The 25,246-nt window shown below is 66.4% G+C and carries 25 protein-coding genes and 1 pseudogene; 14 read left to right on the top strand and 12 right to left on the bottom strand.

Annotated features, from left to right (window positions below; all coding sequences use genetic code 11):
* Together G3O06_RS49350 and apaG are read right to left on the bottom strand one after the other, a co-directional pair.
* Positions 1–139 (bottom strand): annotated as a pseudogene (locus G3O06_RS49350) (murein transglycosylase); the annotation flags it as partial.
* Between the two features lie 86 nt (positions 140–225).
* Entirely contained in the window at positions 226–600 is a 375-nt protein-coding gene (gene apaG / locus G3O06_RS36715) for a Co2+/Mg2+ efflux protein ApaG (protein ID WP_085042899.1), read from the bottom strand.
* Between the two features lie 178 nt (positions 601–778).
* Between apaG and rpe the strand changes: the two genes are divergently transcribed.
* The 8 genes from rpe (at position 779) to G3O06_RS36675 (ending at position 8,093) form a co-directional block, all read left to right on the top strand.
* Complete coding sequence (gene rpe, locus G3O06_RS36710; protein ID WP_011883156.1) at positions 779–1,465, top strand: ribulose-phosphate 3-epimerase; 687 nt, start codon at positions 779–781, stop codon at positions 1,463–1,465.
* 4 nt (positions 1,466–1,469) lie between these two features.
* Complete coding sequence (locus tag G3O06_RS36705; RefSeq protein ID WP_174974572.1) at positions 1,470–2,234, top strand: phosphoglycolate phosphatase; 765 nt, start codon at positions 1,470–1,472, stop codon at positions 2,232–2,234.
* Positions 2,235–2,591: 357 nt separating this feature from the next.
* Positions 2,592–4,085 carry an anthranilate synthase component I gene (trpE, locus tag G3O06_RS36700; RefSeq protein WP_205819083.1) on the top strand — a complete coding sequence of 498 codons (1,494 nt, stop codon included), beginning with the start codon at positions 2,592–2,594 and terminating at the stop codon, positions 4,083–4,085.
* 13 nt (positions 4,086–4,098) lie between these two features.
* Positions 4,099–4,689 carry an aminodeoxychorismate/anthranilate synthase component II gene (locus G3O06_RS36695; protein WP_174917372.1) on the top strand — a complete coding sequence of 197 codons (591 nt, stop codon included), beginning with the start codon at positions 4,099–4,101 and terminating at the stop codon, positions 4,687–4,689.
* Positions 4,690–4,702: 13 nt separating this feature from the next.
* Positions 4,703–5,734, top strand: coding sequence for an anthranilate phosphoribosyltransferase (gene trpD / locus G3O06_RS36690; protein ID WP_174936019.1), 1,032 nt, complete (start codon positions 4,703–4,705; stop codon positions 5,732–5,734).
* A gap of 29 nt (positions 5,735–5,763) precedes the next feature.
* Entirely contained in the window at positions 5,764–6,549 is a 786-nt protein-coding gene (trpC, locus tag G3O06_RS36685) for an indole-3-glycerol phosphate synthase TrpC (protein ID WP_174974576.1), read from the top strand.
* Positions 6,549–7,175 (top strand): CYTH domain-containing protein, encoded by a 627-nt coding sequence (locus tag G3O06_RS36680; protein ID WP_205819082.1) that lies wholly within the window; start codon positions 6,549–6,551, stop codon positions 7,173–7,175. Before trpC ends, G3O06_RS36680 begins: the two co-directional genes overlap by 1 nt.
* A 12-nt stretch (positions 7,176–7,187) precedes the next feature.
* Positions 7,188–8,093, top strand: a complete 906-nt coding sequence (locus G3O06_RS36675) for a uracil-DNA glycosylase (protein WP_205819081.1) — start codon at positions 7,188–7,190, stop codon at positions 8,091–8,093.
* Positions 8,094–8,211: 118 nt separating this feature from the next.
* Here G3O06_RS36675 and G3O06_RS36670 read toward each other — a convergent pair whose 3' ends face one another.
* The 4 genes from G3O06_RS36670 to G3O06_RS36655 all read right to left on the bottom strand — a co-directional run bounded on the left by G3O06_RS36670 (position 8,212) and on the right by G3O06_RS36655 (position 12,856).
* The gene (locus G3O06_RS36670; RefSeq protein ID WP_174917377.1) at positions 8,212–8,808 is read right to left on the bottom strand and encodes an NAD(P)H-dependent oxidoreductase; all 597 of its coding nucleotides are present in this window, start codon (positions 8,806–8,808) and stop codon (positions 8,212–8,214) included.
* A gap of 147 nt (positions 8,809–8,955) precedes the next feature.
* A complete protein-coding gene (locus tag G3O06_RS36665) occupies positions 8,956–10,755 on the bottom strand; it encodes a PDZ domain-containing protein (RefSeq protein WP_174974580.1) in 1,800 nt (599 codons plus the stop codon).
* Positions 10,756–10,858: 103 nt separating this feature from the next.
* A complete protein-coding gene (locus G3O06_RS36660; protein WP_046544850.1) occupies positions 10,859–11,587 on the bottom strand; it encodes a DsbC family protein in 729 nt (242 codons plus the stop codon).
* Positions 11,588–11,677: 90 nt separating this feature from the next.
* The gene (locus G3O06_RS36655) at positions 11,678–12,856 is read right to left on the bottom strand and encodes a UbiH/UbiF family hydroxylase (RefSeq protein WP_205819080.1); all 1,179 of its coding nucleotides are present in this window, start codon (positions 12,854–12,856) and stop codon (positions 11,678–11,680) included.
* Positions 12,857–13,102: 246 nt separating this feature from the next.
* Between G3O06_RS36655 and ychF the strand changes: the two genes are divergently transcribed.
* The 3 genes from ychF (at position 13,103) to G3O06_RS36640 (ending at position 15,428) form a co-directional block, all read left to right on the top strand.
* Entirely contained in the window at positions 13,103–14,197 is a 1,095-nt protein-coding gene (gene ychF, locus G3O06_RS36650; RefSeq protein WP_174917381.1) for a redox-regulated ATPase YchF, read from the top strand.
* Between the two features lie 311 nt (positions 14,198–14,508).
* Positions 14,509–15,006 carry a glycoside hydrolase family protein gene (locus G3O06_RS36645; protein WP_174987599.1) on the top strand — a complete coding sequence of 166 codons (498 nt, stop codon included), beginning with the start codon at positions 14,509–14,511 and terminating at the stop codon, positions 15,004–15,006.
* Complete coding sequence (locus tag G3O06_RS36640; RefSeq protein WP_205819079.1) at positions 15,003–15,428, top strand: lysozyme inhibitor LprI family protein; 426 nt, start codon at positions 15,003–15,005, stop codon at positions 15,426–15,428. The genes G3O06_RS36645 and G3O06_RS36640 overlap by 4 nt, the downstream gene beginning before the upstream one ends.
* 138 nt (positions 15,429–15,566) lie before the next feature.
* Here the strand turns inward: G3O06_RS36640 and gabP are convergent, their stop codons facing one another.
* The 3 genes from gabP to G3O06_RS36625 all read right to left on the bottom strand — a co-directional run bounded on the left by gabP (position 15,567) and on the right by G3O06_RS36625 (position 19,120).
* Complete coding sequence (gene gabP, locus G3O06_RS36635) at positions 15,567–16,958, bottom strand: GABA permease (protein ID WP_174917383.1); 1,392 nt, start codon at positions 16,956–16,958, stop codon at positions 15,567–15,569.
* A gap of 416 nt (positions 16,959–17,374) precedes the next feature.
* The gene (locus tag G3O06_RS36630) at positions 17,375–17,719 is read right to left on the bottom strand and encodes an MmcQ/YjbR family DNA-binding protein (RefSeq protein WP_174917384.1); all 345 of its coding nucleotides are present in this window, start codon (positions 17,717–17,719) and stop codon (positions 17,375–17,377) included.
* Between the two features lie 81 nt (positions 17,720–17,800).
* Complete coding sequence (locus tag G3O06_RS36625; RefSeq protein WP_205819078.1) at positions 17,801–19,120, bottom strand: MFS transporter; 1,320 nt, start codon at positions 19,118–19,120, stop codon at positions 17,801–17,803.
* A 193-nt stretch (positions 19,121–19,313) separates the two neighbouring features.
* On the opposite strand from G3O06_RS36625, the gene gcvA reads away from it, so the two are divergent.
* From gcvA to ettA, 3 genes are all read left to right on the top strand, one after another.
* Positions 19,314–20,231 carry a transcriptional regulator GcvA gene (gene gcvA / locus G3O06_RS36620; RefSeq protein WP_174969696.1) on the top strand — a complete coding sequence of 306 codons (918 nt, stop codon included), beginning with the start codon at positions 19,314–19,316 and terminating at the stop codon, positions 20,229–20,231.
* 83 nt (positions 20,232–20,314) lie between these two features.
* Entirely contained in the window at positions 20,315–20,623 is a 309-nt protein-coding gene (locus tag G3O06_RS36615) for a DUF3761 domain-containing protein (protein WP_205819077.1), read from the top strand.
* Between the two features lie 189 nt (positions 20,624–20,812).
* Positions 20,813–22,480 (top strand): energy-dependent translational throttle protein EttA, encoded by a 1,668-nt coding sequence (ettA, locus tag G3O06_RS36610; protein WP_014898224.1) that lies wholly within the window; start codon positions 20,813–20,815, stop codon positions 22,478–22,480.
* Positions 22,481–22,615: 135 nt separating this feature from the next.
* Here the strand turns inward: ettA and G3O06_RS36605 are convergent, their stop codons facing one another.
* The 3 genes from G3O06_RS36605 to G3O06_RS36595 all read right to left on the bottom strand — a co-directional run.
* Positions 22,616–23,239, bottom strand: coding sequence for an HAD-IA family hydrolase (locus tag G3O06_RS36605; RefSeq protein ID WP_174969698.1), 624 nt, complete (start codon positions 23,237–23,239; stop codon positions 22,616–22,618).
* The gene (locus G3O06_RS36600; protein ID WP_205819076.1) at positions 23,236–23,787 is read right to left on the bottom strand and encodes a cysteine hydrolase family protein; all 552 of its coding nucleotides are present in this window, start codon (positions 23,785–23,787) and stop codon (positions 23,236–23,238) included. The genes G3O06_RS36605 and G3O06_RS36600 overlap by 4 nt, the downstream gene beginning before the upstream one ends.
* Positions 23,788–23,842: 55 nt before the next feature.
* A partial coding sequence (locus G3O06_RS36595; RefSeq protein ID WP_205819075.1) for an aminopeptidase family protein P occupies positions 23,843–25,246 on the bottom strand: 1,404 nt, incomplete at its 5' end.

Here is a 25,246-nt window from a genome sequence, read left to right as displayed (position 1 = left end):
CCCACCCGGCCACCCGGGGCCCAAACCAAATACAATGTCCGTTCTTGATGGAAACCGCCATGTCAGATTTTCTCGACCAATATCCGATGCTCATCTTCGCGCTCGAAGCCTTCGTAGCGCTTGCCCTGCTGATCTTCATCGTCGTGTGGACGTCGTCGGGCAGGAAGAAGCACGCCCGCAACAACGACCGCCAGCCGCGCTGACGCGCTGACCTGCTCCGCACGCTTAATGCAGCGTGCGCGGCATGTGCAGTGCGAACTCGTCGACCGGCGCCTCGAAGCGCTCGCCGTCCTCCGCCACGCAGAAGTACTCGCCACGCATCGTGCCGACCGGCGTCGCGATCACGGCCCAGCTCGTGTACTCGAAGTGCTCGCCCGGCTGCAACAGCGGCTGGTGCCCGACGACGCCGAGCCCCTTCACCTCCTGCACGTGACTCTCGCTGTCCGTGATGATCCAGTGACGCGCGATCAGCTGCGCCGCGACCTGTCCCGTGTTGCGGATAGTCAGCGTGTACGCGAATGCGTATTGACGGCGATCGGGGTCGGATTGTTCCGGCAAGTAGCTGGTTTTCACCGAAACGGTGAACTGATACTGACTCATGGTGTTTCCGCTGGAAGATGACTGCCGGTGCCGGCATGGGTAACGGGGCCGCGGGCGCGCCGCATTGGTTCGGCATTCTATGCGCAATCCGGCCTCGACCGCACGGCCTGCCGCCGCGCACCGGGTCGCCGGACGGTAGAATGGCGGTTTTGCGCCGCAACGTCCCCGCTCCCCTGCCATGACCCAATTTCGCATCGCTCCCAGCATCCTGTCAGCCGATTTCGCTCGGCTCGGCGAAGAAGTCCGCAACGTGGTCGCCGCCGGCGCCGACTGGATCCACTTCGACGTGATGGACAACCATTACGTGCCGAACCTGACCATCGGCCCGCTCGTGTGCGAAGCGATCCGCCCGCACGTGCAGGTGCCGATCGACGTGCACCTGATGGTGCGCCCGGTCGACCGGATCGTGCCCGATTTTGCGAAGGCCGGCGCAAACCTGATCAGCTTCCACCCGGAAGGCTCCGATCACATCGACCGCACGCTGTCGCTGATCCGCGACCACGGCTGCAAGGCTGGCCTCGTGTTCAACCCGGCCACGCCGCTGAACTACCTCGACCACGTGATGGACCGCCTCGACTTCGTGCTGCTGATGTCGGTCAACCCGGGCTTCGGCGGCCAGTCGTTCATTCCGGAAACGCTGAACAAGCTGCGCGAAGCACGTGCACGCATCGACGCGTACACCGAGCGCACCGGCCGCGAGATCCTGCTCGAAGTCGACGGCGGCGTGAAGACCGACAATATCGCGGAAATCGCGGCGGCCGGTGCCGACACCTTCGTCGCGGGTTCGGCGATCTTCGGCAAGCCCGACTACCGCAAGGTGATCGACGAGATGCGCGCCGCGCTCGCCACCGTCGAGCGGAGCTGACGCCGTGGCCGACTCGTCGCTCGCCGGCCATGCGCCGGCCGGGGCCGCAACGGACGCCGCCCCGATCCGCTTCGCCACGCCGCGCATCGACGCGGCGCTGATCGATCTCGACGGCACGATGGTCGATACGGCCGACGATTTCACGGCCGGCCTGAACGGGATGCTCGCGCAGCTCGGCGCGCCGGCCACGTCGCGCGACGAGGTGATCGGCTATGTCGGCAAGGGCTCCGAACACCTGATCCAGAGCGTGCTGAAGCCGCGCTTCCCGGCTGACGAAGCGCACGCGCGCTTCGACGACGCGCTGGCGATCTATCAAACCGAATACGCAAAGATCAACGGCCGCCACGCGCGCCTCTATCCGGACGTGACCGCCGGCCTCGACGCGCTGCGTGCGGCCGGCATCCGGCTCGCGTGCGTGACGAACAAGCCGCATCGCTTCGCGGTCGAGCTGCTCGAGCAGTACGGGCTGGCTGATTGCTTCGGCATCGTGCTCGGCGGCGACAGCGTCGCGCGCAAGAAGCCCGACCCGCTGCCGATGCTGACGGCCTGCAACGCGCTCGGCGTCGCACCGGATGCGGCGGTCGCGATCGGCGACTCGGAAAACGATGCGCTGGCAGGCCGCGCAGCCGGGATGGCGACGCTGACAGTGCCGTACGGCTACAACCACGGCAAAGCTATACAAACGATAAATTCGGATGGTATAGTCGATTCGTTGCTGGTCGCAGCTCGCGCGATCTCCGCGCACAACGCCGGCCGGCCAACCCTCTGATCATTTCTTCCATCTGCATGTTTCTGAATAAAAAACGGAGTCTGAGCAGCATCGACCGGGGAGCCTGGCCCTGGCGTCGCTGGTCGCGCTAACCTCTTCGATGAGGTACGCTGAAGCACGTCTTCAGCGCCGTTTTTTATCTCGCTGCGCATCCGCGCGCCGATCGTCGCACCACCTCGAGTTCTACCGCGTCCGAACGCTTGCGTTCAGGCTCGGCTGCAGGCTCGCGACGTTCACGCCCGGAGTGCCGGCCGGCAACAGGCACTTCTCGATCGACCGCCCTTTCGCCGACGGCAACCCGCGCAGCGTCAAGTGATCCCTGGCGCTCGCGCCGCTCGTCCCGAACAGGACCGGAACATGACCGAACTCGAATTTCAATCGCTCGCGAACGAAGGCTACAACCGCATCCCGCTGATCGCGGAAGCCCTCGCCGATCTCGAAACGCCGCTGTCCCTCTACCTGAAGCTGGCCCAGCCCGAACGCTCGGGCGCCAACTCGTTCCTGCTCGAATCGGTAGTCGGCGGCGAACGCTTCGGCCGCTATTCGTTCATCGGCCTGCCCGCCCGTACGCTCGTGCGTACCCGCAACGGCGTGTCGGAAGTCGTGCGCGACGGCCAGGTCGTCGAGACGCACGACGGCGACCCGTTCCAGTTCATCGAATCGTTCCAGGCGCGCTTCAAGGTGGCGCAGCGACCGGGCCTGCCGCGTTTCTGCGGCGGTCTCGCCGGCTATTTCGGCTACGACGCGGTGCGCTACATCGAGAAAAAGCTCGCGAACACCGCGCCGCGCGACGATCTCGGCCTGCCCGACATCCAGTTGCTGCTGACCGAGGAAGTCGCGGTGATCGACAACCTGGCCGGCAAGCTGTACCTGATCATCTACGCGGACCCGAGCCAGTCCGAGGCGTACACGAAGGCAAAGCAGCGCCTGCGCGAACTGAAGCAGCGCCTGCGCACGACCGTGCAGCCACCCGTCACGTCGGCGAGCGTGCGCACCGAGACATTCCGCGAGTTCAAGAAGGACGACTATCTGGCCGCCGTGCGCCAGGCGAAGGAATACATCGCGGCCGGCGAGCTGATGCAGATCCAGGTCGGCCAGCGTCTGACGAAGCCTTACCGCGACAATCCGCTGTCGCTGTATCGCGCGCTGCGCTCGCTGAACCCGTCGCCGTACATGTACTACTACAACTTTGGCGATTTCCACGTGGTCGGCGCCTCGCCGGAAATCCTCGTGCGCCAGGAAAAGCGCGGCGAAGACCAGATCGTCACGATCCGCCCGCTCGCCGGCACGCGCCCGCGTGGCAACACGCCCGAGCGCGACGCGGAGCTCGCGACCGAGCTGCTCAACGACCCGAAGGAGATCGCCGAACACGTGATGCTGATCGACCTCGCGCGCAACGACGTCGGCCGCATCGCGGAAATCGGCTCGGTGCACGTGACCGACCAGATGGTCATCGAGAAATACTCGCACGTGCAGCACATCGTCAGCTCGGTCGAAGGCAAGCTGAAGCCCGGCATGACGAACTACGACGTGCTGCGCGCGACGTTCCCGGCCGGCACGCTGTCCGGCGCGCCGAAGGTACGTGCGATGGAACTGATCGACGAACTCGAGCCGGTCAAGCGCGGGTTGTACGGCGGCGCCGTCGGCTACCTGTCGTTCTCGGGCGAGATGGATCTCGCGATCGCGATCCGCACGGGCCTGATCCACAACGGCAACCTGTATGTGCAAGCGGCGGCCGGCGTCGTCGCGGATTCGGTGCCCGAATCCGAATGGCAAGAGACCGAAAACAAGGCGCGCGCGGTGCTGCGTGCGGCCGAACAGGTCCAGGACGGCCTCGATAGCGACTTCTGACCGGAGACTGACCATGCTGCTCATGATCGACAACTACGACTCGTTTACCTACAACCTGGTCCAGTACTTCGGTGAACTCGGCGAGGATGTGCGCACCTACCGCAACGACGAAATCACGCTCGACGAAATCGCGAGCCTGAATCCCGACGCAATCTGCCTGTCGCCCGGCCCGAGCAACCCGCAGCACGCGGGCATCACGCTCGACGTGCTCAAGGAATTCGCGGGCAAGAAGCCGATCCTCGGCGTCTGCCTCGGCCATCAGGCGATCGGCGAGGCATTCGGCGGCCGCGTCGTGCGCGCGAAGACCATCATGCACGGCAAGGTGAGCAAGATCGAAACCGACTGCCACGGCGTGTTCGCCGACCTGCCGAAGCACTTCGACGTCACGCGCTATCACTCGCTCGCGATCGAGCGCGAATCGCTGCCCGACTGCCTCGAGGTGTCCGCGTGGACCGACGACGGCGAAATCATGGGCGTGCGCCACAAGACGCTGCCGATCGAAGGCGTGCAGTTCCACCCGGAATCGATCCTGTCCGAGCATGGCCATGCGCTGCTCGAGAATTTCCTGAAACAGGCACGCGCCGCAGCCGCGCAAGCCGCCTGACGGGAGCCTCACGATGACGATTACCCCTCAGGAAGCGCTGCAGCGCACGATCGAACACCGCGAGATCTTCCACGACGAGATGCTGCACCTGATGCGGCTCATCATGCGCGGCGACATGTCGCCCGTGATGGCGGCCGCGATCATCACCGGGCTGCGCGTGAAGAAGGAGACGATCGGCGAGATCGCCGCCGCCGCGACCGTGATGCGCGAATTCGCGAACCACGTCGAGGTGCAGGACAACTCGAACTTCGTCGACATCGTCGGCACCGGCGGTGACGGCTCGCACACGTTCAACATCTCGACCGCATCGATGTTCGTCACGGCCGCGGCCGGCGCGAAAGTCGCGAAGCACGGCAACCGCGGCGTATCGAGCAAGTCCGGCAGCGCCGACGTGCTCGAGGCGCTCGGCGTGAACATCGACCTGCAATCCGACCAGGTTGCCGCGTCGATCGCCGAAACGGGCATGGGCTTCATGTTCGCGCCGAACCATCACCCGGCGATGAAGAACATCGCGGCCGTGCGCCGTGAGCTCGGCGTACGCACGATCTTCAACATCCTCGGCCCGCTGACCAATCCGGCCGGCGCGCCGAACCAGTTGATGGGCGTGTTCCACCCCGACCTCGTCGGCATCCAGGTGCGCGTGATGCAGCGTCTGGGCGCGCAGCACGTGCTGGTCGTGTACGGCAAGGACGGGATGGACGAGGTATCGCTCGGCGCGGCGACGCTCGTCGGCGAGCTGCGCGACGGCAAGGTGCACGAATACGAGATCCATCCGGAAGACTTCGGCCTGCAGATGGTGTCGAACCGCACGCTGAAGGTGGAAAATGCCGACGAATCGCGCACGATGCTGCTCGGCGCGCTGGACAACCAGCCGAGCGTCGCACGCGAGATCGTCACGCTGAACGCGGGCACCGCACTCTATGCGGCGAACGTCGCCGAATCGATCGCGGACGGCATCCAGCTCGCCCGCGAAGCGATCGCGAGCGGCAAGGCCCGTGCGAAAGTCGATGAACTCGTGCGCTTCACGCAGCAGTTCAAGCGCTGACTCCCCTTACGAATCAAGCAGGAATCCACATGAGCGACATTCTCGACCGAATCATCGCCGTCAAGCGCGAAGAAGTCGCGGCGGCCATGCGCAGCGCGCCGCTCGAGGCACTGAAACTGGAAGCATCCGCACGCGACCTGCGCGACTTCGTCGGCGCACTGCGCGCGAAGCATGCGGCCGGCCACGCGGCCGTGATTTCCGAAATCAAGAAGGCAAGCCCGTCGAAAGGCGTGCTGCGCGAGCATTTCGTGCCGGCCGACATCGCACGCTCGTATGCGGAGCATGGCGCCGCGTGCCTGTCGGTGCTGACCGACGAGCAGTTCTTCCAGGGCAGCGTCCGCTATCTCGAGGAAGCGCGCGCGGCCTGCACGCTGCCGGTGCTGCGCAAGGACTTCATCGTCGACGCGTACCAGATCATCGAAGCGCGCGCGATGGGCGCCGACGCGATCCTGCTGATCGCCGCCGCGCTCGACACACCGTTGATGCAGGATCTCGAAGCGTATGCGCACTCGCTCGGCCTCGCGGTGCTGGTCGAAGTACACGATCGCAACGAGATGGAACAGGCGCTGACGCTCAAGACGCCGCTGCTCGGCATCAACAACCGCAACCTGCGCACGTTCGAGACGTCGATCCAGACCACGCTCGACATGCTCGACATGATTCCGGCGGACCGGATCGTCGTGACCGAATCGGGCATCCTGTCGCGCACCGACGTCGACACGATGCGTGCGGCGAACGTGAACACGTTCCTCGTCGGCGAAGCGTTCATGCGCGCCGATCAGCCGGGCGAAGAGCTCGCACGGATGTTCTTCTGATGGCGATCGAAAAGGAAATCAAGCTCGCGCTGCCGGCCGGCCAGGCCGACGCCGCGCGACGCTTCTTCGAGACGCTGACCGGCGAACCCGGTCACGACATCACGCTCGCGAACGTCTATTACGACACGCCCGATCTCGCGCTGGCCCGCTCGAAGAGCGCGGTGCGCGTGCGCCGCGCGCCGCAAGGCTGGCTACAGACGTTCAAGACGGTCGGCAGCGCGGAAGGCGGCCTGCATCGCCGCCACGAATGGGAATTGCCGGTCGCCGGCGACGCGCTCGAGATCGATGCGCTCGTCGCGGCTTGCGACGTGCCGGAAGCCGCCGCCGCGCTGAATGACGCGGCCGGCACGCTGTCGGCGCTGTTCCGCACGGATTTTTCGCGTACGCTGTGGCGCATCGCAATCGGTGGCGCAACCGTCGAAGCCGCGGTGGACCTCGGCGAGATCGTCGTCCAGGCGGAACACGAAACGCGCCGCGAACCGATCAGCGAAATCGAACTCGAACTGATCGACGGCCCGGAAGCGGCGCTCGCAACGCTCGCCGCCGAACTGCAGCAAGCGCTGCCGGGCCTCGCTCCCGAAAATATCAGCAAGGCGCAGCGCGGCTACCGGCTGCGCGCGCAATAACACGCATCACGCATGGCAACCCGCAAGACTTCCCGCGCGCCGCAACAGGCGTCGCTGTTCGACGATCCCGTGCCGGAAACGGCACCGGCCGATATTCCGTCCCCGGCGCCCGACGCGCCCGCGGCCGGACGCAAGCCCGCAAAAAAAGCCGCCGCACCGGCTGCGGCCTCGACGGCACCGCAGCCCGTTGCCGCCGACGTTCCGCACCTCGCCGCGCAATTCGACGCGCTGCCGACCGTCTGGCGCGACGTGCTGAAACCCTTCACCGACAGCGACGCATATGCACCGCTGTGCCGCTTCGTCGATGACGAGCGTGCGGCCGGCAAGGCGGTCTATCCGACCGACGTGTTCCGCGCACTGCGCCTGACGAGCCCGGACGACGTGAAGGTCGTAATCCTCGGCCAGGATCCGTACCACGGCGACGATCGCGGCACGCCGCAGGCGCATGGGCTCGCGTTCTCGGTGCCGCCGGCCGTGCGCACCCCGCCGTCGCTGCGCAACATCTTCAAGGAAATCGCCGCGAACTTCGGTCATGACACGCCGCGCCACGGTTGCCTCGACACCTGGGCACGCCAGGGCGTGCTGCTGCTCAACACGGTGCTGACGGTGGAGCGCGGTGCAGCCGCGAGCCATGCGAAGCGCGGCTGGGAACAGTGCACGGACACGCTGATCCGCGAACTCGCCGGGCGCCATCGCGGGCTCGTCTTCATGCTGTGGGGCGCGCACGCGCAGGCGAAGCGCGCACTGTTCGACGCAAGCGCGCACTGCGTGCTCGAGGCACCGCATCCGTCGCCGCTGTCCGCGCATCGCGGCTTCCTCGGCTGCCGCCATTTCGCGCTCGCGAACGATTATCTGGTCGATGCAGGCCGCGAAGCGATCGACTGGCGCCTGCCGGAAGTGGCCGAAACGCTCGCATAACGGTCGCGCCCGGCCAGCGATTCTTTCGCCAGCCGGCATGCAAAAACGCCGCGCCCCTTTCGGGACGCGGCGTTTTTTTATCGGACGATGCAGCGGGTGCGGCGCACCCGCATCGGCCTTACGCAGCGGCGATCGCTTCGCGTGCGCTGGCGAGCGCGGCGCTCTGCGCATCCGGCCCGAGGTTCAGGCCTTCCGCGAAGATGAAGCTCACGTCGGTCATGCCGACGAAGCCGAGGAACGTGCGCAGGTACGGGGTCTGGCTGTCGTTCGGCGTACCGGCGTACTTACCGCCACGGGCCGTCACCACGTGAACCTTCTTGCCCTTGATCAGGCCTTCCGGACCGTTCTCAGTGTAGCGGAACGTGACGCCTGCACGTGCGATCCAGTCGAAGTACGTCTTCAGTTGCGACGAGATGCCGAAGTTGTACATCGGTGCACCGATCACGATGACGTCGGCAGCTTGCAGTTCGGCGATCAGTGCATCGCTCTTCGCGACGATCGCATTCTGTTCCGCGGTGCGCTGGTCGGCCGGCGTGAAGAACGCGCCCAGCACCGATTCGTCGAGGTGCGGCAGCGCATCGGCCAGCAGGTCACGAACCACGACCTTCGCGCCAGGGTTCGATTGTTGCAGCTTTGCCGTCAGTTCGTTGGCCAGCAGCGTGGATTGCGCACCTTGCGAACGCGCGGCGGAATTGATTTGCAGAATGGTCGTCATGTCAGGCTCCAGTAGGGTTGCGCTTTGTTAGCGCGAGTGACGCCATTGTGCGTGGCCGCATGACCGCGAAAAAGCGGGTTCAGGGCGACGGATTGTTGCAACAGCAGAACAATCCGTGATCATGCCCCGATACCCGCTTCGGTACGCTCAACCCTTCAGCCAGGCCTCCCGGGCCTTCGAGACCGCAGCCGGCTTCGCGGCCGCCGTCAGCCGGTAGCGCGTGATCTCGGGGCCGTCGAGCTTCAGTTTCGCAGTGCGCAGCTCGTCGCGGCGGAACGCGTGAACCTCGACCTTGTCACCCGGGCGGTAGCGCGCGAGCAGCGCGTCGAGGTTGGTACCCGTGACGCGCAGCCCGTCGACCGCGATCAGCGTGTCGCCGGCCGACAGCCCCGCGCGATGTGCGGCGCCGCCTTCATAGACGGCCGCGAACGTGCAGTCCGCGCCGCCGCGCAGGCGTGCCCCGATCGTCGGCTTCGCGGTCGCGCCGTTCGCTACATCGGGCGCGAGCGTCACGCCGAACGGTGCAAGCAGTTCGGTGAGCGGCAGATCGCGCGTGCCGTGCACGGCATCGGCGAACAGGCGGCCGAGCGCGACGCCCGTCGCTTCCTCGATCAGCGCCTCGACTTCGTTTTCCTCGACACCCGCCTGCTTGCCGCGATAGAAGTCACGGCCGTAGCGTTGCCACAGCAGGCGCATCACGTCGTCGAGCGACTTCTTGTTGCGCGTCTGCGCGCGGATCGCGAGATCGAAGGCGAGCGCGACGAGCGAACCCTTCGTGTAGTAGCTGACGATCGCGTTGGTCGCGTTCTCGTCCTGGCGGTAATACTTGATCCATGCGTCGAACGAGCTTTCCGCGACGCTCTGCTTCAGGCGCCCCGTGCCACGCAGCACGCCGCCGACCGTACGGCCGAGCGCCGCGAAATATTCGTCCTGCGACATCAGCCCGCTGCGCACCAGCATCAGGTCGTCGTAATAGGACGTGAAGCCCTCGAACAGCCACAGCAGCGACGTGTAGTTTTCCTTCGTCAGGTCGTACGGCACGAACGCCGCCGGCTTGATGCGCTTCACATTCCACGTATGGAAGTACTCGTGGCTGCAGAGACCGAGATACGTGCGATAGCCTTCCGTCGTTTCGGGCCGCCCCTTCACCGGCAGGTCGGTGCGATTGCAGATCAGCGCGGTCGACGCGCGATGCTCGAGGCCGCCGTAGCCGTCGCTGACCGCGAGCGTCATGAACACGTAGCGATCCATCGGCGCTTTCTTCGATTTCGGCTCGAACAGTGCGATCTGTGCTTCGCACACGCGCTTCAGGTCGGTACGCAGGCGCTCCATGTCGAGCTGTGTCACGCGCCCCGCGATCACGATGTCGTGCGGCACGCCGTGCGCGTCGAACGTCGCGAGCGCGAATTCGCCGATCGTCACCGGATGGTCGGAAAGCTCGTCGTAGTTCGACGCACGGTACGCGCCAAACCCGTAGCGCTTCGTGCCGCGCGCCTCGGGCAACGCGGTGCCGACGCGCCATGCGCGGAACGCCGCGCCGGCCGGCTTTGCGATGTCGACTTCGCACGGCGCGTCCTCGCGGCCGGCGACGCTCAGGAACACGGCCGTCGCGTTGAAAAAGCCGCCCGATTCGTCGAGATACGCGGAGCGCACCGACAGGTCCCACGCATATACGTCGTAGCGCAGCGTCAGCGCGCCGTTCACGGGCGCGGCCTGCCACGTGTGCTTGTCGGTCTTCGCGATCCGCACCTTGCGGCCCGCGTCGTTGAATGCGCCGAGCGTCACGATGTTGCGCGCGAACTCGCGCACGAGGTAGCTGCCCGGAATCCACACCGGCAGCGAAAAGCGCTGGCCTTCGGGGTCGGGATCGGTGACCGTCACCGACACTTCGAACAGGTGCGCGGCAAGATCTTTCGGGACAATCGAATAGCGGATCGGCTGGGTCATCGTGGCAATCGGTCGGTCGAATACGGCGGCGGAAACGAAGAGAGGCGCCGGCAGATGCGGGCGCCCCTCGCTGGCCAGGCCATGCGGCCCGGCGTGTCGTCGATTACTTGCTCGAGGCGAGCGCCTGGTTGAGCTGGTCGGCCGACACGGCGCCCGGCAGGCGACGGCCGTCCGGCAGGAAGATCGTCGGCGTGCCCGTGACGTTCATCCCGCGGCCGAGCGCGAGGTTCTTGTCGAGCGCGGTGGTATCGCAGGTGCCGGCGCCGGACGGTGCGCGGTGGTCGAGCATCCAGCCCTCCCACGTTTTCGCGCGGTCGGTCGCACACCAGATCGCCTTCGACTTCGCGGTCGAATCCGGCGACAGCACCGGGTACAGGAACGTATAGACGGTCACGTTATCGACCGACTGCAGCGTCGTCTCGAGCTTCTTGCAGTACGGGCAGTTCGGATCGGAGAACACCGCGATCTTGCGCGCGCCGTTGCCCTTGACGACCTTGATCGCATTCGCGAACGGCAGGCTCGCGAAGTCGATCTTGTTGATTTCGGACAGGCGTGCGTCGGTCAGGTTCTTGTGCGTCTTGGTGTCGACGAGATCGCCGAGCAGCACGTAGTCGCCTGCTGCATCGCTATAGATGATCTGCGAGCCGAGGTTCACTTCGTAAAGGCCCGCGACCGGCGATTTCGACACGCTCTTGATCGGCGCGTCGCTGCCGAGGCGGGCCTGCAGCGTAGCTTTCAGCTTGTCGGTGGTCTGGTCTGCCTGCGCGGTGCAGCCAAGCGTCGCCATCGTGACGGCCAGCGCCAGCGACGCGATGCGGATCGTTTTTTTCATCGAAATCTTCCTTCAGCTCAATCGGTGTGCACGGCACAGTGTACGCCGTAACGGAACCGTGTCCGACCGGCGAAGCGGCCGAAGGTTCGATCAGCCGAGCGCGGCCGACACGAGCCAGCGCTTCACGAGCGGCTGCGCGCCGACGAAGGCCATGCCCGCGTTGCGCACGGCCTTCGCGAGCGAACCCGGCACCGCGAACAGCCGCTGCAGCCCGTCGGTCGCGACCATCAGCGCGCGGATGTCCTCGCGGCGCGAACGCTCGTAGCGGCGCAGCAGCACCGTATCGCCAAGGTTGCGGAAGCTTTCCTTGCCCGCGATCGCGTCGGCAAGCGCCGCGACGTCGCGCAGCCCGAGGTTCATCCCCTGCCCCGCGAGCGGGTGGATCAGGTGCGCGGCATCGCCGACGAGCGCGACGCGCGGCGCGATCAGCTTGTCGACCGTCTGCAGCGCCAGCGGGAAGCCGGCGGCCGGCGTCACGCAGTCGAGCGTGCCGACCTGGCCATGCGACACGCGCTCGACCTCGGCCGCGAGCTGCGCCGGATCGAGTGCGAGCAATTCGTCCGCATGCGCGGTGTGCGCGGACCAGACGAGCGACACATGGCCGTCCGGCAGCGGCAGCAGCGCGACGATCTCGCCTTCGTGGAACCACTGGTAGGCCGTCTCGCGGTGCGGCAGCGACGCCTTGAAATTCGCGACGACGCCCGTCTGCCGGTAGTCGCGCCGTTCGATTTTGGCCCCCATTTGCGATCGCACCCACGAATGCGCGCCGTCCGCGCCGACGACGAGGTCCGCTTCCAGCACCTGCCCCGACGACAGCGTGAGCACGGCCGCGTCGTCGCGCACGTCGAAGCCCTGCGCGCGCGCATCGAACCACGTGAGGTTCGGCTGGAACCGCAGCGCGGCGTCGAGCGACGCCTCGACCAGAGACGATTCGGCGATCCACGCGAGCTGCGGCACGGAAGCCTGGTACGCGGAGAAATGCAGTTCGGCGTGCGCATCGCCGTACACGCGCATGTCGTAGACCGGTGCGAGCCGGCTGTGCTCGAGCGCCTGCCAGACCCGCAGTCGCTCGAGCAGCGCCTGCGAACTGGAGGACAGCGCGTAGACGCGCGTGTCGAACGCGAGATCGGCGGGACGCGGCGTGGCCGGCTGGGCAAGCAAGGCTGTCTTGTAGCCGGACTGGGTCAGCGCGAGCGCGGCCGTCTTGCCGACGAGCCCGCCGCCGACCACGGCGACGTCGAAGGTGTGGTGGGCAGTCATGGCGGGCATTATAGCCGCGGGGCCAAACCCTTACGCGGCCGGACTTTGCGGGAAATCAGCAGAATCGCAGGCCGATGCGGCAGCGCGGCGCCCCGCCGCATCGGCCGTTCGGCGCCAGCCCGGAATCCGGGGCGTCGGCACGGTACAATAGCGACTTTGACCGTCGGCCCGCCGCGTCCCAAGCGCCGGCCGCCCTTTTTTCCCGCGCCGCCGTGCCCTGTCCGGCCGCGCCGCCACACCCGTCCGAAGGATTCCATGAGTCTCAAATGCGGCATCGTCGGCTTGCCCAACGTCGGCAAGTCCACCCTGTTCAATGCGCTGACCAAGGCCGGCATCGCCGCCGAGAACTACCCGTTCTGCACGATCGAGCCGAACGTCGGCATCGTCGAAGTGCCCGATACGCGCCTCAAGGCGCTCTCCGAAATCGTCAAGCCGGAGCGTGTCGTGCCGGCCGTCGTCGAATTCGTCGACATCGCGGGCCTCGTCGCGGGCGCGAGCAAGGGTGAAGGCCTCGGCAACCAGTTCCTCGCGAACATCCGCGAAACCGATGCGATCACGCACGTCGTGCGCTGCTTCGAGGACGAGAACGTCATTCACGTCGCCGGCAAGGTCAGCCCGATCGACGACATCGAAGTGATCAACACCGAACTCGCGCTCGCCGACCTCGGCACCGTCGAGAAGGCGCTCACGCGCTACTCGAAGGCCGCGAAATCGGGCAACGACAAGGAAGCGGCGAAGCTCGTCGCGGTGCTCGAGAAGGTGCGCGCGCAGCTCGACCAGGGCAAGGCCGTGCGCGGCCTCGCGCTGTCGGACGACGAACAGGCGCTGCTCAAGCCGTTCTGCCTGATTACCGCGAAGCCGACGATGTACGTCGCCAACGTGAAGGACGACGGCTTCGAGAACAACCCGCACCTCGACGCGGTGCGCAAGTACGCGGAAAGCGAGAACGCGCCGGTCGTGGCCGTGTGCGCAGCGATCGAGGCGGAAATCGCCGATCTCGACGACGCGGACAAGGAAGCGTTCCTCGCCGACATGGGCATGGAAGAGCCGGGCCTCGACCGCGTGATCCGCGCGGGCTTCAAGCTGCTCGGCCTGCAGACCTACTTCACCGCGGGCGTGAAGGAAGTGCGCGCGTGGACGATCCATATCGGCGACACGGCGCCGCAGGCGGCCGGCGTGATCCACACCGACTTCGAGCGCGGCTTCATCCGCGCGCAGACGATCGCGTTCGACGACTTCGTCACGTACAAGGGCGAGCAAGGCGCGAAGGAAGCCGGCAAGATGCGCGCGGAAGGGAAGGAATATGTCGTGCACGACGGCGACGTGATGAACTTCCTGTTCAACGTCTGAGCGAATAACCTCGGCGTACTGCGATACGCGGAAAGGAAAACCCCTTGCGGCCTCGGCGCCGCAAGGGGTTTTTTGTTTTTATGTGTCCGGCGTCGTTCAACTCGAGTTGACTGACTGTAACCATCTTGTCGAAGGTATTGTCACCCAGACCAAGCATCTCGGCCCCCGAAAGTGGAGTGTCCTGCAACGGTCGAGCGTAGCGCCCCGCGCAGCACGGGGCGCCACAACCTTCTTGTCGTAACAGCCCGATGATAAAGTGCCCTGCCCTCGTGACCGTCGTGGGCCCAGAAAAAAGCACTGAGAGGACAAGGATGGCAAACGAAAACATGCGCCTGAGCGAAGCCGGCTGGGCGGCGCTGCGTGACCGCGAACAAGCGGTCATGCACTATTACAACGATCAGGCGAACAACTGTACCTTCGGCGTGGGAACGCTCGCGCACAGCGGACCATGCACACCCGAGGAATTGCGCCGCCCGGTAACTCCAGCACAGGTCAATGCACAGTTGGCGGCCCGCGTGAGCACCGCAGAATCTCAAGTGCGCAGGAGCGTCACACAGCGCGAACTCACACAGGCGCAATTCGATGAGCTGGTCAGCTATACCTATAACGCAGGCAATACCGGCGCACTGGCGGCGCTGCAGTCCGCGAATCAGAACAACGATACCGGTGTCGTATCGCACATGAACCAGCGCGTCTACATCCACCCGCGCGACGCCCAAGGGCGCCGCCTTCGCGCAATTCGATCGAACGGCCTGGTTAACCGCCGACGCCTGGAATCCGCGCCGTTCCAACCCCAGAGGACGCGATGAAAAAGCACTGCCTGTTGCTGTTCATGGTGGTGTCGGCGACGGCGTTCGCAGACCAGACACCGGCCGACGAGATATCGGCGCGCAGCGGATTACCGGCCAGCGAAGTTGCCGCACTACTCAACGACTGCGACTCGAGCCAGACCAGCATGAATTTCTGCGCCTGGCGCGACCAGATCGTCGCCGAGCGCGAACTACAGAAAGTCGTCGACAAGCTGGTCAGCGAACACCCGGATCGTAAAGCGTCGCTCGAGGCACGGATCTCAAAATGGAAGAAGGCGCGAGACGCATCCTGCGAAAAGTCGGCTCACAAGGAATGGGGTAACGGCTCGATGCTTCCTGCGGCGAAGGCGATCTGCGCAACGGCGTCGACAAAGAAGATGGCAAAGAAATTGTCGGCAACTGGCGAGCGGAAACCATCCTGATACGAGGATGCCGGCACGTCGGAGTGTCGCTGCTGAAGTCCGCTGGTGAGTTCAGAAAAACAAATGGCCCAACCGGCAAATGCCAATCGGGCCATTTTTTCATGATGCAGGCTTTCCGCCCGCCATCACTTCACTCCATCAGGTCGCCGACACGCGCCGCCCTTCACTCGCCTGCGCATCGCGACCACGCTTGTTCAGCCACGACGCCAGCAGCACGATCAACGCCAACACGGCCGTCGCACCCACTTCCATCCGGTGATCCTCACTGACGAACATCACGGTCAGCGTGCCGCAGATGAACAGGATCACGGCCCACGTGAGCCACGGGAACAGCCACATCCGCAGCGTCAGATCCGCGCCGCTCGATTCGAGCGTCTTGCGCATCCGCAACTGCGAGATCGCGATCACGAGATACACGAGCAGCGCGATCGCGCCCGACGTCGCAAGCAGGAAGCCGAACACCTGCTCCGGCATCAGGTAGTTCGCGATCACGGTCAGGAAGCCGAACGCGGTCGATGCGAGCACCGCCGCGCGCGGCGTGCCGGTCGAATCGGTACGGTGCAGGAACGCGGGCGCATCCTTGCGCCTGGACAGCGAGAACAGCATCCGGGAAGCGGTGTACAGCGCCGAATTCAGGCAGCTCGCGACCGACACGAGCACGATCACGTCGATGATTGCCTTCGCGTTCGGGATGCCGATCAGCTCCATCGCGCGCTGATACGAGCCGTGCTTCGGCAGCAGCGGGTCGTTCCACGGCACGATGGCCGCGACGACGAGAATCGAGCCGAGATAGAACAGCGTGATGCGCCAGATCACCGAATTGGTCGCGCGCACGATCTGGCGTTGCGGGTTGTCCGATTCGGCGGCCGCGATCGTCACGATCTCGGTGCCGAGGAACGAGAACATCGTCGTCAGCATCGCCGCGAGCACCGCGCCTGCGCCGTGCGGCATGAAGCCGTCATGCACGAACAGGTTCGACACGCCCGACACGGCGGGGGCGGGAATGATGCCGACGATCGCCGCGCCGCCGATGCACAGGAACACGACGATCGCGACGACCTTGATCAGCGCGAACCAGAATTCGAATTCGCCGTAATTCTTGACCGAGAAGAGGTTGGTCACCGTCAGCACCAGCGTGATGCCGAGCGCAAAGACCCAGGTTGCAACGCCGGGGAACCACGCATTGAGGATGGTCGCGGCGGCGGTCGCCTCGATCGGGATCACGAGCACCCAGAACCACCAGTACAGCCAGCCGATCGAGAAACCGGCCCAATGGCCGATCGCGCGATCGGCATAGGTGGAGAACGAACCGCTGTCCGGATGCGCGACGGCCATCTCGCCGAGCATGCGCATCACCAGCACGACCAGCACCCCCGCGATCGCATACGCGAGGATCGACGCCGGGCCGGCTTCCGCGATGGCGTGGCCGGAGCCGACGAACAGGCCCGCGCCGATCACGCCGGCAATCGACATCATCGTCACGTGCCGCTGCTTCAGGCCCGTACCGAGGCCTGTGTTGCTTCCACTCATCTGTCTCTCTCCAAAAAACGGTTCCGGTATGGCCGGGTATCGCGTGAAGGCAGCACGGGGGATTGTGGTTCTTGAGCCGGGCCGGATGCGGCGCGTGCACGGGATGCAGGCGCGCAGCCTGATCGGGGGCCGTTCCGGAACGGTGCGCAACGCAGTTCTGCGAAGCTGCGGGTGCGATGTGGCGCGCAGGGCGCCGGCGCATCGCGTGCGCCCATTCCGTCGGCTTTCGTCAGCTGCCTTCGAAGCGAAGGAGTGTAAGCATCAAACGGTTCTTCACTAAGAACCAATTGAAGAATTTCGATGGAACCACTTGTTGCATCGACGTCGATCGATGCAACGCTTGTACCCGCTCGCGGTGGCTCGCGAGCGCGCCGCAGGCACCCGGCGATGCCGGGCAGCCAGCCGCAACCGGCGCGTCAGCTCGCGCTGCGCGCCATCTCGTCGCGCCATTTGGCGGGGACGACAGCCTGCCATTCTCGCAGAAGCAGGTTTTTCACGGCGTCGGGACGGGCCGCCGACAGCCGCACCAGCACGATCGGCCAGCCGACGTAGTGATCCGTCACGTAATAGACGTCGGGTTCCGATTCGATCAGCCACGCGCGCTCGTCGGGGCCGACGCCCTTCACGACGAGCGTGTCGCCGTCCTCGCGCAGCCGCGCGAGCATCTTGCCTTTCACCTTGAGTGCAGGCGTGCCGTACGACGTGCCCTCCTCGACACCGCGCCACGCCAGTGCGATCTGCCGGACTTCGTCGAATGTCATGGGGCCTCCCGGCTGCATGCCTTCGGTTCACGATCCGGCCACCCTACCGGAATTCGCGACGGTGCGCGGGCCGAAGCACGCCTATCCGCGCGCCGCACGTGCGGCCGTCGACACACGCCCCGTCGTCGCGACGATCGCGAACGCGATCGCATTCGCGGCGGCGCTGGCCAGGATCGGCACGAGATAGCCGCCGCCCGCGTCGTAGATGAAGCCGGCCGCGGTCGGCCCGATCAGCGTGCCGAACGCGACGCTCGTGTAAAGCACGCCGATGATCCCGCTCACGTTGCGGCCGCCGAAGTAGTCCATCACGACCGCCGGCAACACGGCCACCCAGCCGCCGTAGAACACGCCGAACACGAGCGCGAACGCGGCAAGCGTCGAGACGGTGCCGGCACCGGCCCACGCGACGAGCGCGACGGCCATGCCCGCGAACATCGCGAGCAGCGATGTACGGCGGCCGAAGCGGTCGGCGAGGCCGCCGAGGAAAAACCGGCCGGCCGTGCTGCCGACACCGATCGCGCCGAGCAGCAGCACGGCCGTCGATGAAGAGACGCCATGATCGAGCGCGTACGGCACGAGGTGAACGAACGGGACGAACACGCCGAACGAGCAGATGAGGCATGCCGCGTAGAGGCTCGCGAACGGACGCGACGTGACGGCTTCGCGCACCGTCGCGCCGGCAGGCGCCGAAGCGGCAGCCGGCTTGCGCCCCGTGGTGGTGGCAGACACCGAAGCGCTCACATCGCGCCCGGTGACTCTCGCACCGCCGCCTTCGACGGGCTCATGCGCCGCCTCCCCGTCCGGCAGCAGCCCGCGCCCGCGCGGATCGTTCTCGATCAGCAGCGACATCCCCGCGCCGATCACGACCGCGATCACAGCAAGCGTGAAATACGCGCCGCGCCAGCCGGCGTGCGCGATCAGCGCGGACGCGAGCGGTGGCATCACCAGCGTGCCGACACCGATCCCGGCGACCGCGAGCCCCGACGCGAAGCCGCGCCGGCGCACGAACCAGCGCTGCACGGCGCCGACGGCCGGCACATACGCGCAGCCGACGCCGAGACCGACACCGAGCCCGTACGCGACATAGACCTGCACCAGCGTATGCGCGGCACCGGCAGCCGCGAGCCCCGCGCCCGTCAGCAGCATCCCGGCGATGGCCAGCCGCCGCGAACCGAAGCGGTCGGCCAGCGGCCCGCTGACGATGCCGAAACCGAAATACAGGAAGCCGGCGAGCGAGAACACGAGCGAGATCTGCCCGCGCGACGCGGCGAAATCCCGCTGCAGCGACTCGACGAACGCGCTGAACGTGTACGCGCTGCCGAAACCGACGAACGTGACGGCGAACGCGGCCGCAACCACGTACCAGCCGTAGAAAAGGCGCGCTGCGCCCGGGCGGTTCATGACGATGCTCCTCTCAGGTTCCACTGGCCGCCAGGCGGCGTCCGGATTGCCTCATGGATATAGTTGAACTATGTTGATCGCATCGGCCGTCGACCGGCCGTCGCGACGCATGCACTCCGATGCGTCAACGGTACTCGTGCGTATGCATCGTCTCAAACGATATTTCGTCGGACTTTCGATTTAGAAAAACTGAATGATTCGTTCCCGCTTGCCGCCTCTCAACGCGCTGCGCGCATTCGAAGCGGCTGCCCGCCACCTGTCGGTGAAGGCAGCCGCCGAGGAGCTGTCGGTCACGCCCGGCGCGGTGAGCCAGATGATCCGCACGCTCGAGACGCATCTCGGCGTGCAGCTGTTCGAGCGCGTCAACCGCGGCATCCTGCTCACGGCGGCCGGCCGCGACTACCTGCCGCCGGTGCGCAACGCATTCAGGCAGATCGCCGATGCGTCGCAGCGCGTGTCGGGCGCCGCCGACAGCGGCGTGCTGACGGTGAGCGTCACGCCGTTCTTCGCATCCGCGTGGCTCGTCCCGCGCCTCGCGCAGTTCCGGGACGCTTGCCCGGACGTCGACCTGCAAGTCGTCACGAGCCACGCGCTCGCGGATTTCTCGCGCGACGGCGTCGACGTCGCGATCCGTCATGGCCTCGGGCGCTACATCGGGCTGTGCAGCGAGCGCCTGCTGACGGTGGAGATCGTCGCGCTCGCGTCGCCCGACCTCGTCGCGCGGCTCGGCCTGCCGGCGACGCCGGCCGAACTTGTCGGCTGGCCGCAGCTGCACGACGCCGAGCGCAAGGGCTGGCACATCTGGTTCGGCGCGCAGCGGATCGACGATTTCGGCCCGCCGCGCGGCCCCGCGTTCGACGACTCGGGCCTGTTGCTGCAGGCGATCGTCGCCGGCCAGGGCGCCGGGCTGCTGCCCGCCGCGATGGTGCGCGGCGAGCTGGCAAGCGGCCGGCTCGTGCAGCTCGCCGACGTCGCGTGGCTCGACGATTTCGCGTACTACCTCGTCTATCCGCCGCATCATGCGGAACGGCCGAAGGTCGCCGCATTCCGCCGATGGATCCTCGACGCCGCGCAGGCCGACGGCGCGGCATCGATGTCGGGCGCGGCGTAGCGTCGCTCCGCCGCGTGGCGCCGGTTCTCTGCCGATCGGCTAACATGCGGCCCCAAACCGATAACAACAGACCGAGAGAGACCATGCCCGCCCTGCTCCGCCGCGCGACGCGCATCGCGACCGTGTCCGCCGCATTCTTCGTCGCGTGCGCCGCGCTGCCCCTTCCGGCACACGCGTACCGCGCACCGCCCGGCTACGCCAACGAAGCCGATCTCGACCGACACGACACGTATCGCAACCACGACGGCGAAACCGTGCACTCGCCCGCCCATTCGAAATCGGGCCGCGTGCCCGAAGGCGCAAGCGCGCGCTGCCGCGACGGCACGTACAGCTTCAGCCGCCACCGGCGCGGCACGTGCTCGGGGCATGGCGGCGTCGCCGCGTGGCTGTGAGCACGGGCCTGGCCAAAAGGCCGGCATCGCGCCAGCGGCAGCCGGTGGCGAAGTACAATAGCCGCTTGCGCCGCCGACACGCGGCGCTGCCGCCGCGCCGCGCGCGGCACGCTCCGTACCGAATCACCCGACGCCGCCACGCCAGCGCGCTGCGCGGCAGTCTCAACCACTTCTGACTTTCACACCCAAATGGCCCAATACGTTTTCACGATGAACCGGGTCGGCAAGATCGTGCCGCCCAAGCGCCAGATCCTGAAGGACATCTCGCTGTCGTTCTTTCCCGGCGCGAAGATCGGCGTGCTCGGCCTGAACGGCTCGGGCAAGTCGACGCTGATCCGCATCATGGCGGGCGTCGACAAGGACATCGAAGGCGAAGCGACGCCGATGCCGAACCTGAACATCGGCTACCTGCCGCAGGAGCCGCAGCTCGACCCGACGAAGACGGTGCGCGAAGCCGTCGAGGACGGCCTCGGCGACCTGTTCCAGGCGAACAAGAAGCTCGAGGAAATCTACGCGGCGTACGCCGAGCCGGACGCCGACTTCGACGCGCTCGCGGCCGAGCAGGCGAAGTACGAAGCGATCCTCGCGTCGAGCGACGGCGGCAGCCCCGAGCAGCAGCTCGAAGTGGCCGCCGACGCACTGCGCCTGCCGGCGTGGGACGCAAAGATCGAACACCTGTCGGGCGGTGAAAAGCGCCGCGTCGCACTGTGCAAGCTGCTGCTCGAAAAGCCCGACATGCTGCTGCTCGACGAACCGACCAACCACCTCGACGCGGAATCGGTCGACTGGCTCGAGCAGTTCCTGGTGCGCTTCCCGGGCACCGTCGTCGCGGTCACCCACGATCGCTACTTCCTCGACAACGCGGCCGAGTGGATTCTCGAACTCGACCGCGGCCACGGCATTCCGTGGAAGGGCAACTACAGCAGCTGGCTCGACCAGAAGGAAGAGCGCCTGAAGCAGGAAGAAGCGTCGGAATCGGCGCGCCAGAAGGCGATCAAGAAGGAACTGGAGTGGGTGCGCCAGAACCCGAAGGGCCGCCAGGCGAAGTCGAAGGCACGTATCGCGCGCTTCGAGGAACTGAACAGCCAGGAATACCAGAAGCGCAACGAGACGCAGGAAATCTTCATCCCGGTCGGCGACCGACTCGGCAACGAAGTGATCGAGTTCAAGAACGTCAGCAAGGCGTTCGGCGACCGCCTGCTGATAGACAACCTGAACCTGAAGATCCCGGCTGGCGCGATCGTCGGCATCATCGGGCCGAACGGTGCCGGCAAGTCGACGCTGTTCCGAATGCTGACGGGCAAGGAACAGCCGGATTCGGGCGAAGTCGTGATGGGGCCGACCGTGAAGCTCGCGTACGTCGACCAGAGCCGCGACGCGCTCGACGGCACGAAGACGGTGTTCGAGGAAATCTCGGGCGGCGCCGACGTGCTGACGGTGGGCAAGTACGAAACGCCGTCGCGCGCGTACATCGGCCGCTTCAACTTCAAGGGCGGCGACCAGCAGAAGATCGTCGGCAACCTGTCCGGCGGTGAACGCGGCCGCCTGCACCTCGCGAAGACGCTGATCTCCGGCGGCAACGTGCTGCTGCTCGACGAACCGTCGAACGACCTCGACGTCGAAACGCTGCGCGCGCTGGAAGACGCGCTGCTCGAATTCGCGGGCTCGGTGATGGTGATCTCGCACGATCGCTGGTTCCTCGACCGGATCGCGACGCACATCCTCGCATTCGAAGGCGATTCGCAGGTCACGTTCTTCGACGGCAACTACCAGGAGTACGAAGCCGACAAGCGCGCACGCCTCGGCGAGGAAGCCGCGAAGCCGAAGCGTCTGCGCTACAAGCCGATCAGCCGCTGACCGGCTCGGCCCGGGTGCCCGGCGCTGCGGCAACGCGGGGCCAGGCACCGAGGGTGGCCGCTTCAGGAGCGGCACAACAAAAAAGCGGGCCGCTGGCCCGCTTTTTTTATCCGATGGCTGCTGCTCGCTTGCCGCTTACGCGAGCGCGCCCAGTTCGCGCAGCCGCGCCTCGGTCGCCGCCGCACTCGTGTGATGGATGCCGTGCCAGCCGAGCGCCGTCGCGGCCGCGGCATTCTTCGCGTTGTCGTCGATGAACACGAGTTCGTGCGGCGCGATGCCCGGCAGGTGCGGCTCGATCCGCGCATGCATCTCGCGGTAGATCGCCGGATCGGGTTTCACGAGCTTCACACGGCCCGACACGACGATCTCCCTGAAACGCCGCAGCACCGGGAAGTTGTCCCACGCATACGGAAACGTCTGCGCGGACCAGTTCGTCAGCCCGAACAGCGGCATCCCCTGTGCCTCCAGCCGGTCGACGAGTGCCGCGCCCTCTTCGAGCACGCCGCCGATCATCTCGTGCCAGCGCGCATAGAACGCTCGTATCAGCGCTTCGTGCTCCGGGAACTTCGCGACGAGCTCGGCCGTGCCTTCCTCGATCGTTTGCCCGCCATCCTGGCGGATCACCCAGTCCATCGCGCACACATGCGTGAGGAACCAGCGGCGCTCCGCATCGTCGGGAATCAGTTCCCGGTAAAGGTACTCGGGGCTCCAGTCGATCAGCACGCCGCCGAAATCGAACACCACGGCCTTGATCGTCATGCGAACTCCTTCGCCAGGATGTCCGCGAGCGGGCGCGGCGTCACCGGGTTGCCCGACAGCGAATTGTTTTGCCATACGAAGTGATGGTGCGCGACGATCTGCGCGGCCGACAGGTGCGCGCGCTCGTTCGTCGTGTGCAGGTCGGACACGACGGTCGTCCGGTAGCCGAGCAGCGCGGCGCGGCGCGCGGCCGAATCGACGCAGAACTCGGTCGCATAGCCGCAGATCAGCACCGAACGGATGCCGTGGCGGTCGAGCTGCGCGGCGAGCGGTGTGTCGTGGAACGAATCGCTCATCTGCTTGCGCACGCGCCAGTCGTCGTTCCCGACGACCAGCCCCTCATGCAGTTCCCAACCCGGCGTGCCGGGCACGACATCGTCGTCCGCATCGCCGTCGTGCTGCACGAAGCACACGGGCACATTCGCCGCTCGCGCCGCCGCCGTCAACCGGTTGATGCCCGCTACCACGTCATCGAGCCGGTAAGCGGGCCGCGCCCGCTGCACCAGCCCGCGCTGCATGTCGACCACGATCACTGCGGTGTCCGCCATTGCTTGCCCTCGGTTTTGTCGTTCGGCCGTTGTCCGGCCGTTATCGCATGTTGCGTCAGAGCGGCTGCGTGCGCGCGTCGAGCCACGCCTTGGCATCGCCGCTCAGGTGCCGGCCGACGCGCTCGCGCACCGTTGCATGATACGCATTCAGCCACGCGCGTTCTTCTTCATGCAGCATTTCGATCAGCACGCAGCGCGTGTCGATCGGGCAGAGCGTCAGCGTCTCGAATGCGAGGAAATCGCCGAACTCGGTCTGCCCGGCTGCGCGGTTCACGACCAGGTTCTCGATCCGGATGCCCCACTGGCCGGGACGGTACACGCCCGGCTCGATCGACGTGATCATGCCCTCTTCCATCGCCGTGTACGGCTCGGCCGGCGCGTAGTGCGAGATGACCTGCGGGCCTTCGTGCACGTTCAGGAAGTAGCCGACGCCATGCCCCGTGCCGTGGCCGTAATCGAGCCCGGCCGCCCACATCGGCGCGCGCGCGATCGCGTCGAGCATCGGCGAGCGGATGCCGCGCGGGAACCGGGCACGCGACAGCGCCATCATCGATTTCAGCACGATCGTGAAATCGCGCCGCTGCAGGTCGCTGACCGTGCCGACCGGCACGACGCGCGTGATGTCGGTCGTGCCGGTGACATATTGGCCGCCCGAATCGATCAGCAGCAGCCCGTCGCCGGCGATCGTCGCGTGCGACGCGGGCGTCGCGTGGTAGTGCGGCATCGCGCCGTTCGCGTTGAAGCCGGCGATCGTCGCGAAGCTCGGCGACACATAGCCGGGGCGCCGTGCGCGCGCGGCCGTGAGTTTCTCCTCGATCGTCAGCTCGGTAATCGTCTCGCGGTTCACCGCCTGTTCGAACCAGGTGAAGAATTCCGCGAGCGCGGCGCCGTCGTGTTCCATCGTCACGCGCACGTGCTCGATCTCGGTGGACGTCTTGCGCGACTTCGCGAACGTCGACGGATTCACGGCCTCGACGAGCTTCACGCCGGCCGGCACGGCCTCGAGCGTGCCGAACGTCACGCGGCGCGGGTCGATCAGCAGCGTCGCGCCGTCAGGCAGCGCCGCGAGTGCGGCGCGCGCGGCGTCGTAGGCACGAACGTCGACGCCGTCCTGCGCGAGCGACGCGGCCAAGGCCGGCGACACCTTGCCGTCGGCGACGAACAGCGTCGCGCGATCGGCGCCGATCATTGCGTGCGCAACGAATACGGGATTGAAGTTGACGTCGGCGCCACGCAGGTTGAACAGCCATGCGAGGTCGTCGAGCGTCGACACGAAATGCCACTGCGCGCCCTGCGCACGCATCGCGCGGCGCACTTCGGCCAGCTTGCTCGCGCGCGTCGTGTCGGCCTGCGGCGCCACGTGCTCGAACACCGCGTCGCCGGGCAGCCCCGGCCGCTCGGGCCAGATCGCGTCGAGCAGGTCGAGGTCGGTGCGCAGCGCGATGCCGCGCGCGTTCAA

The sequence above is a fragment of the Burkholderia sp. Ac-20345 genome (assembly GCF_017104825.1).
In the GTDB taxonomy this organism is placed as follows: domain Bacteria; phylum Pseudomonadota; class Gammaproteobacteria; order Burkholderiales; family Burkholderiaceae; genus Burkholderia; species Burkholderia lata_B.
This window is presented reverse-complemented; position numbering and strand designations above follow the sequence as displayed.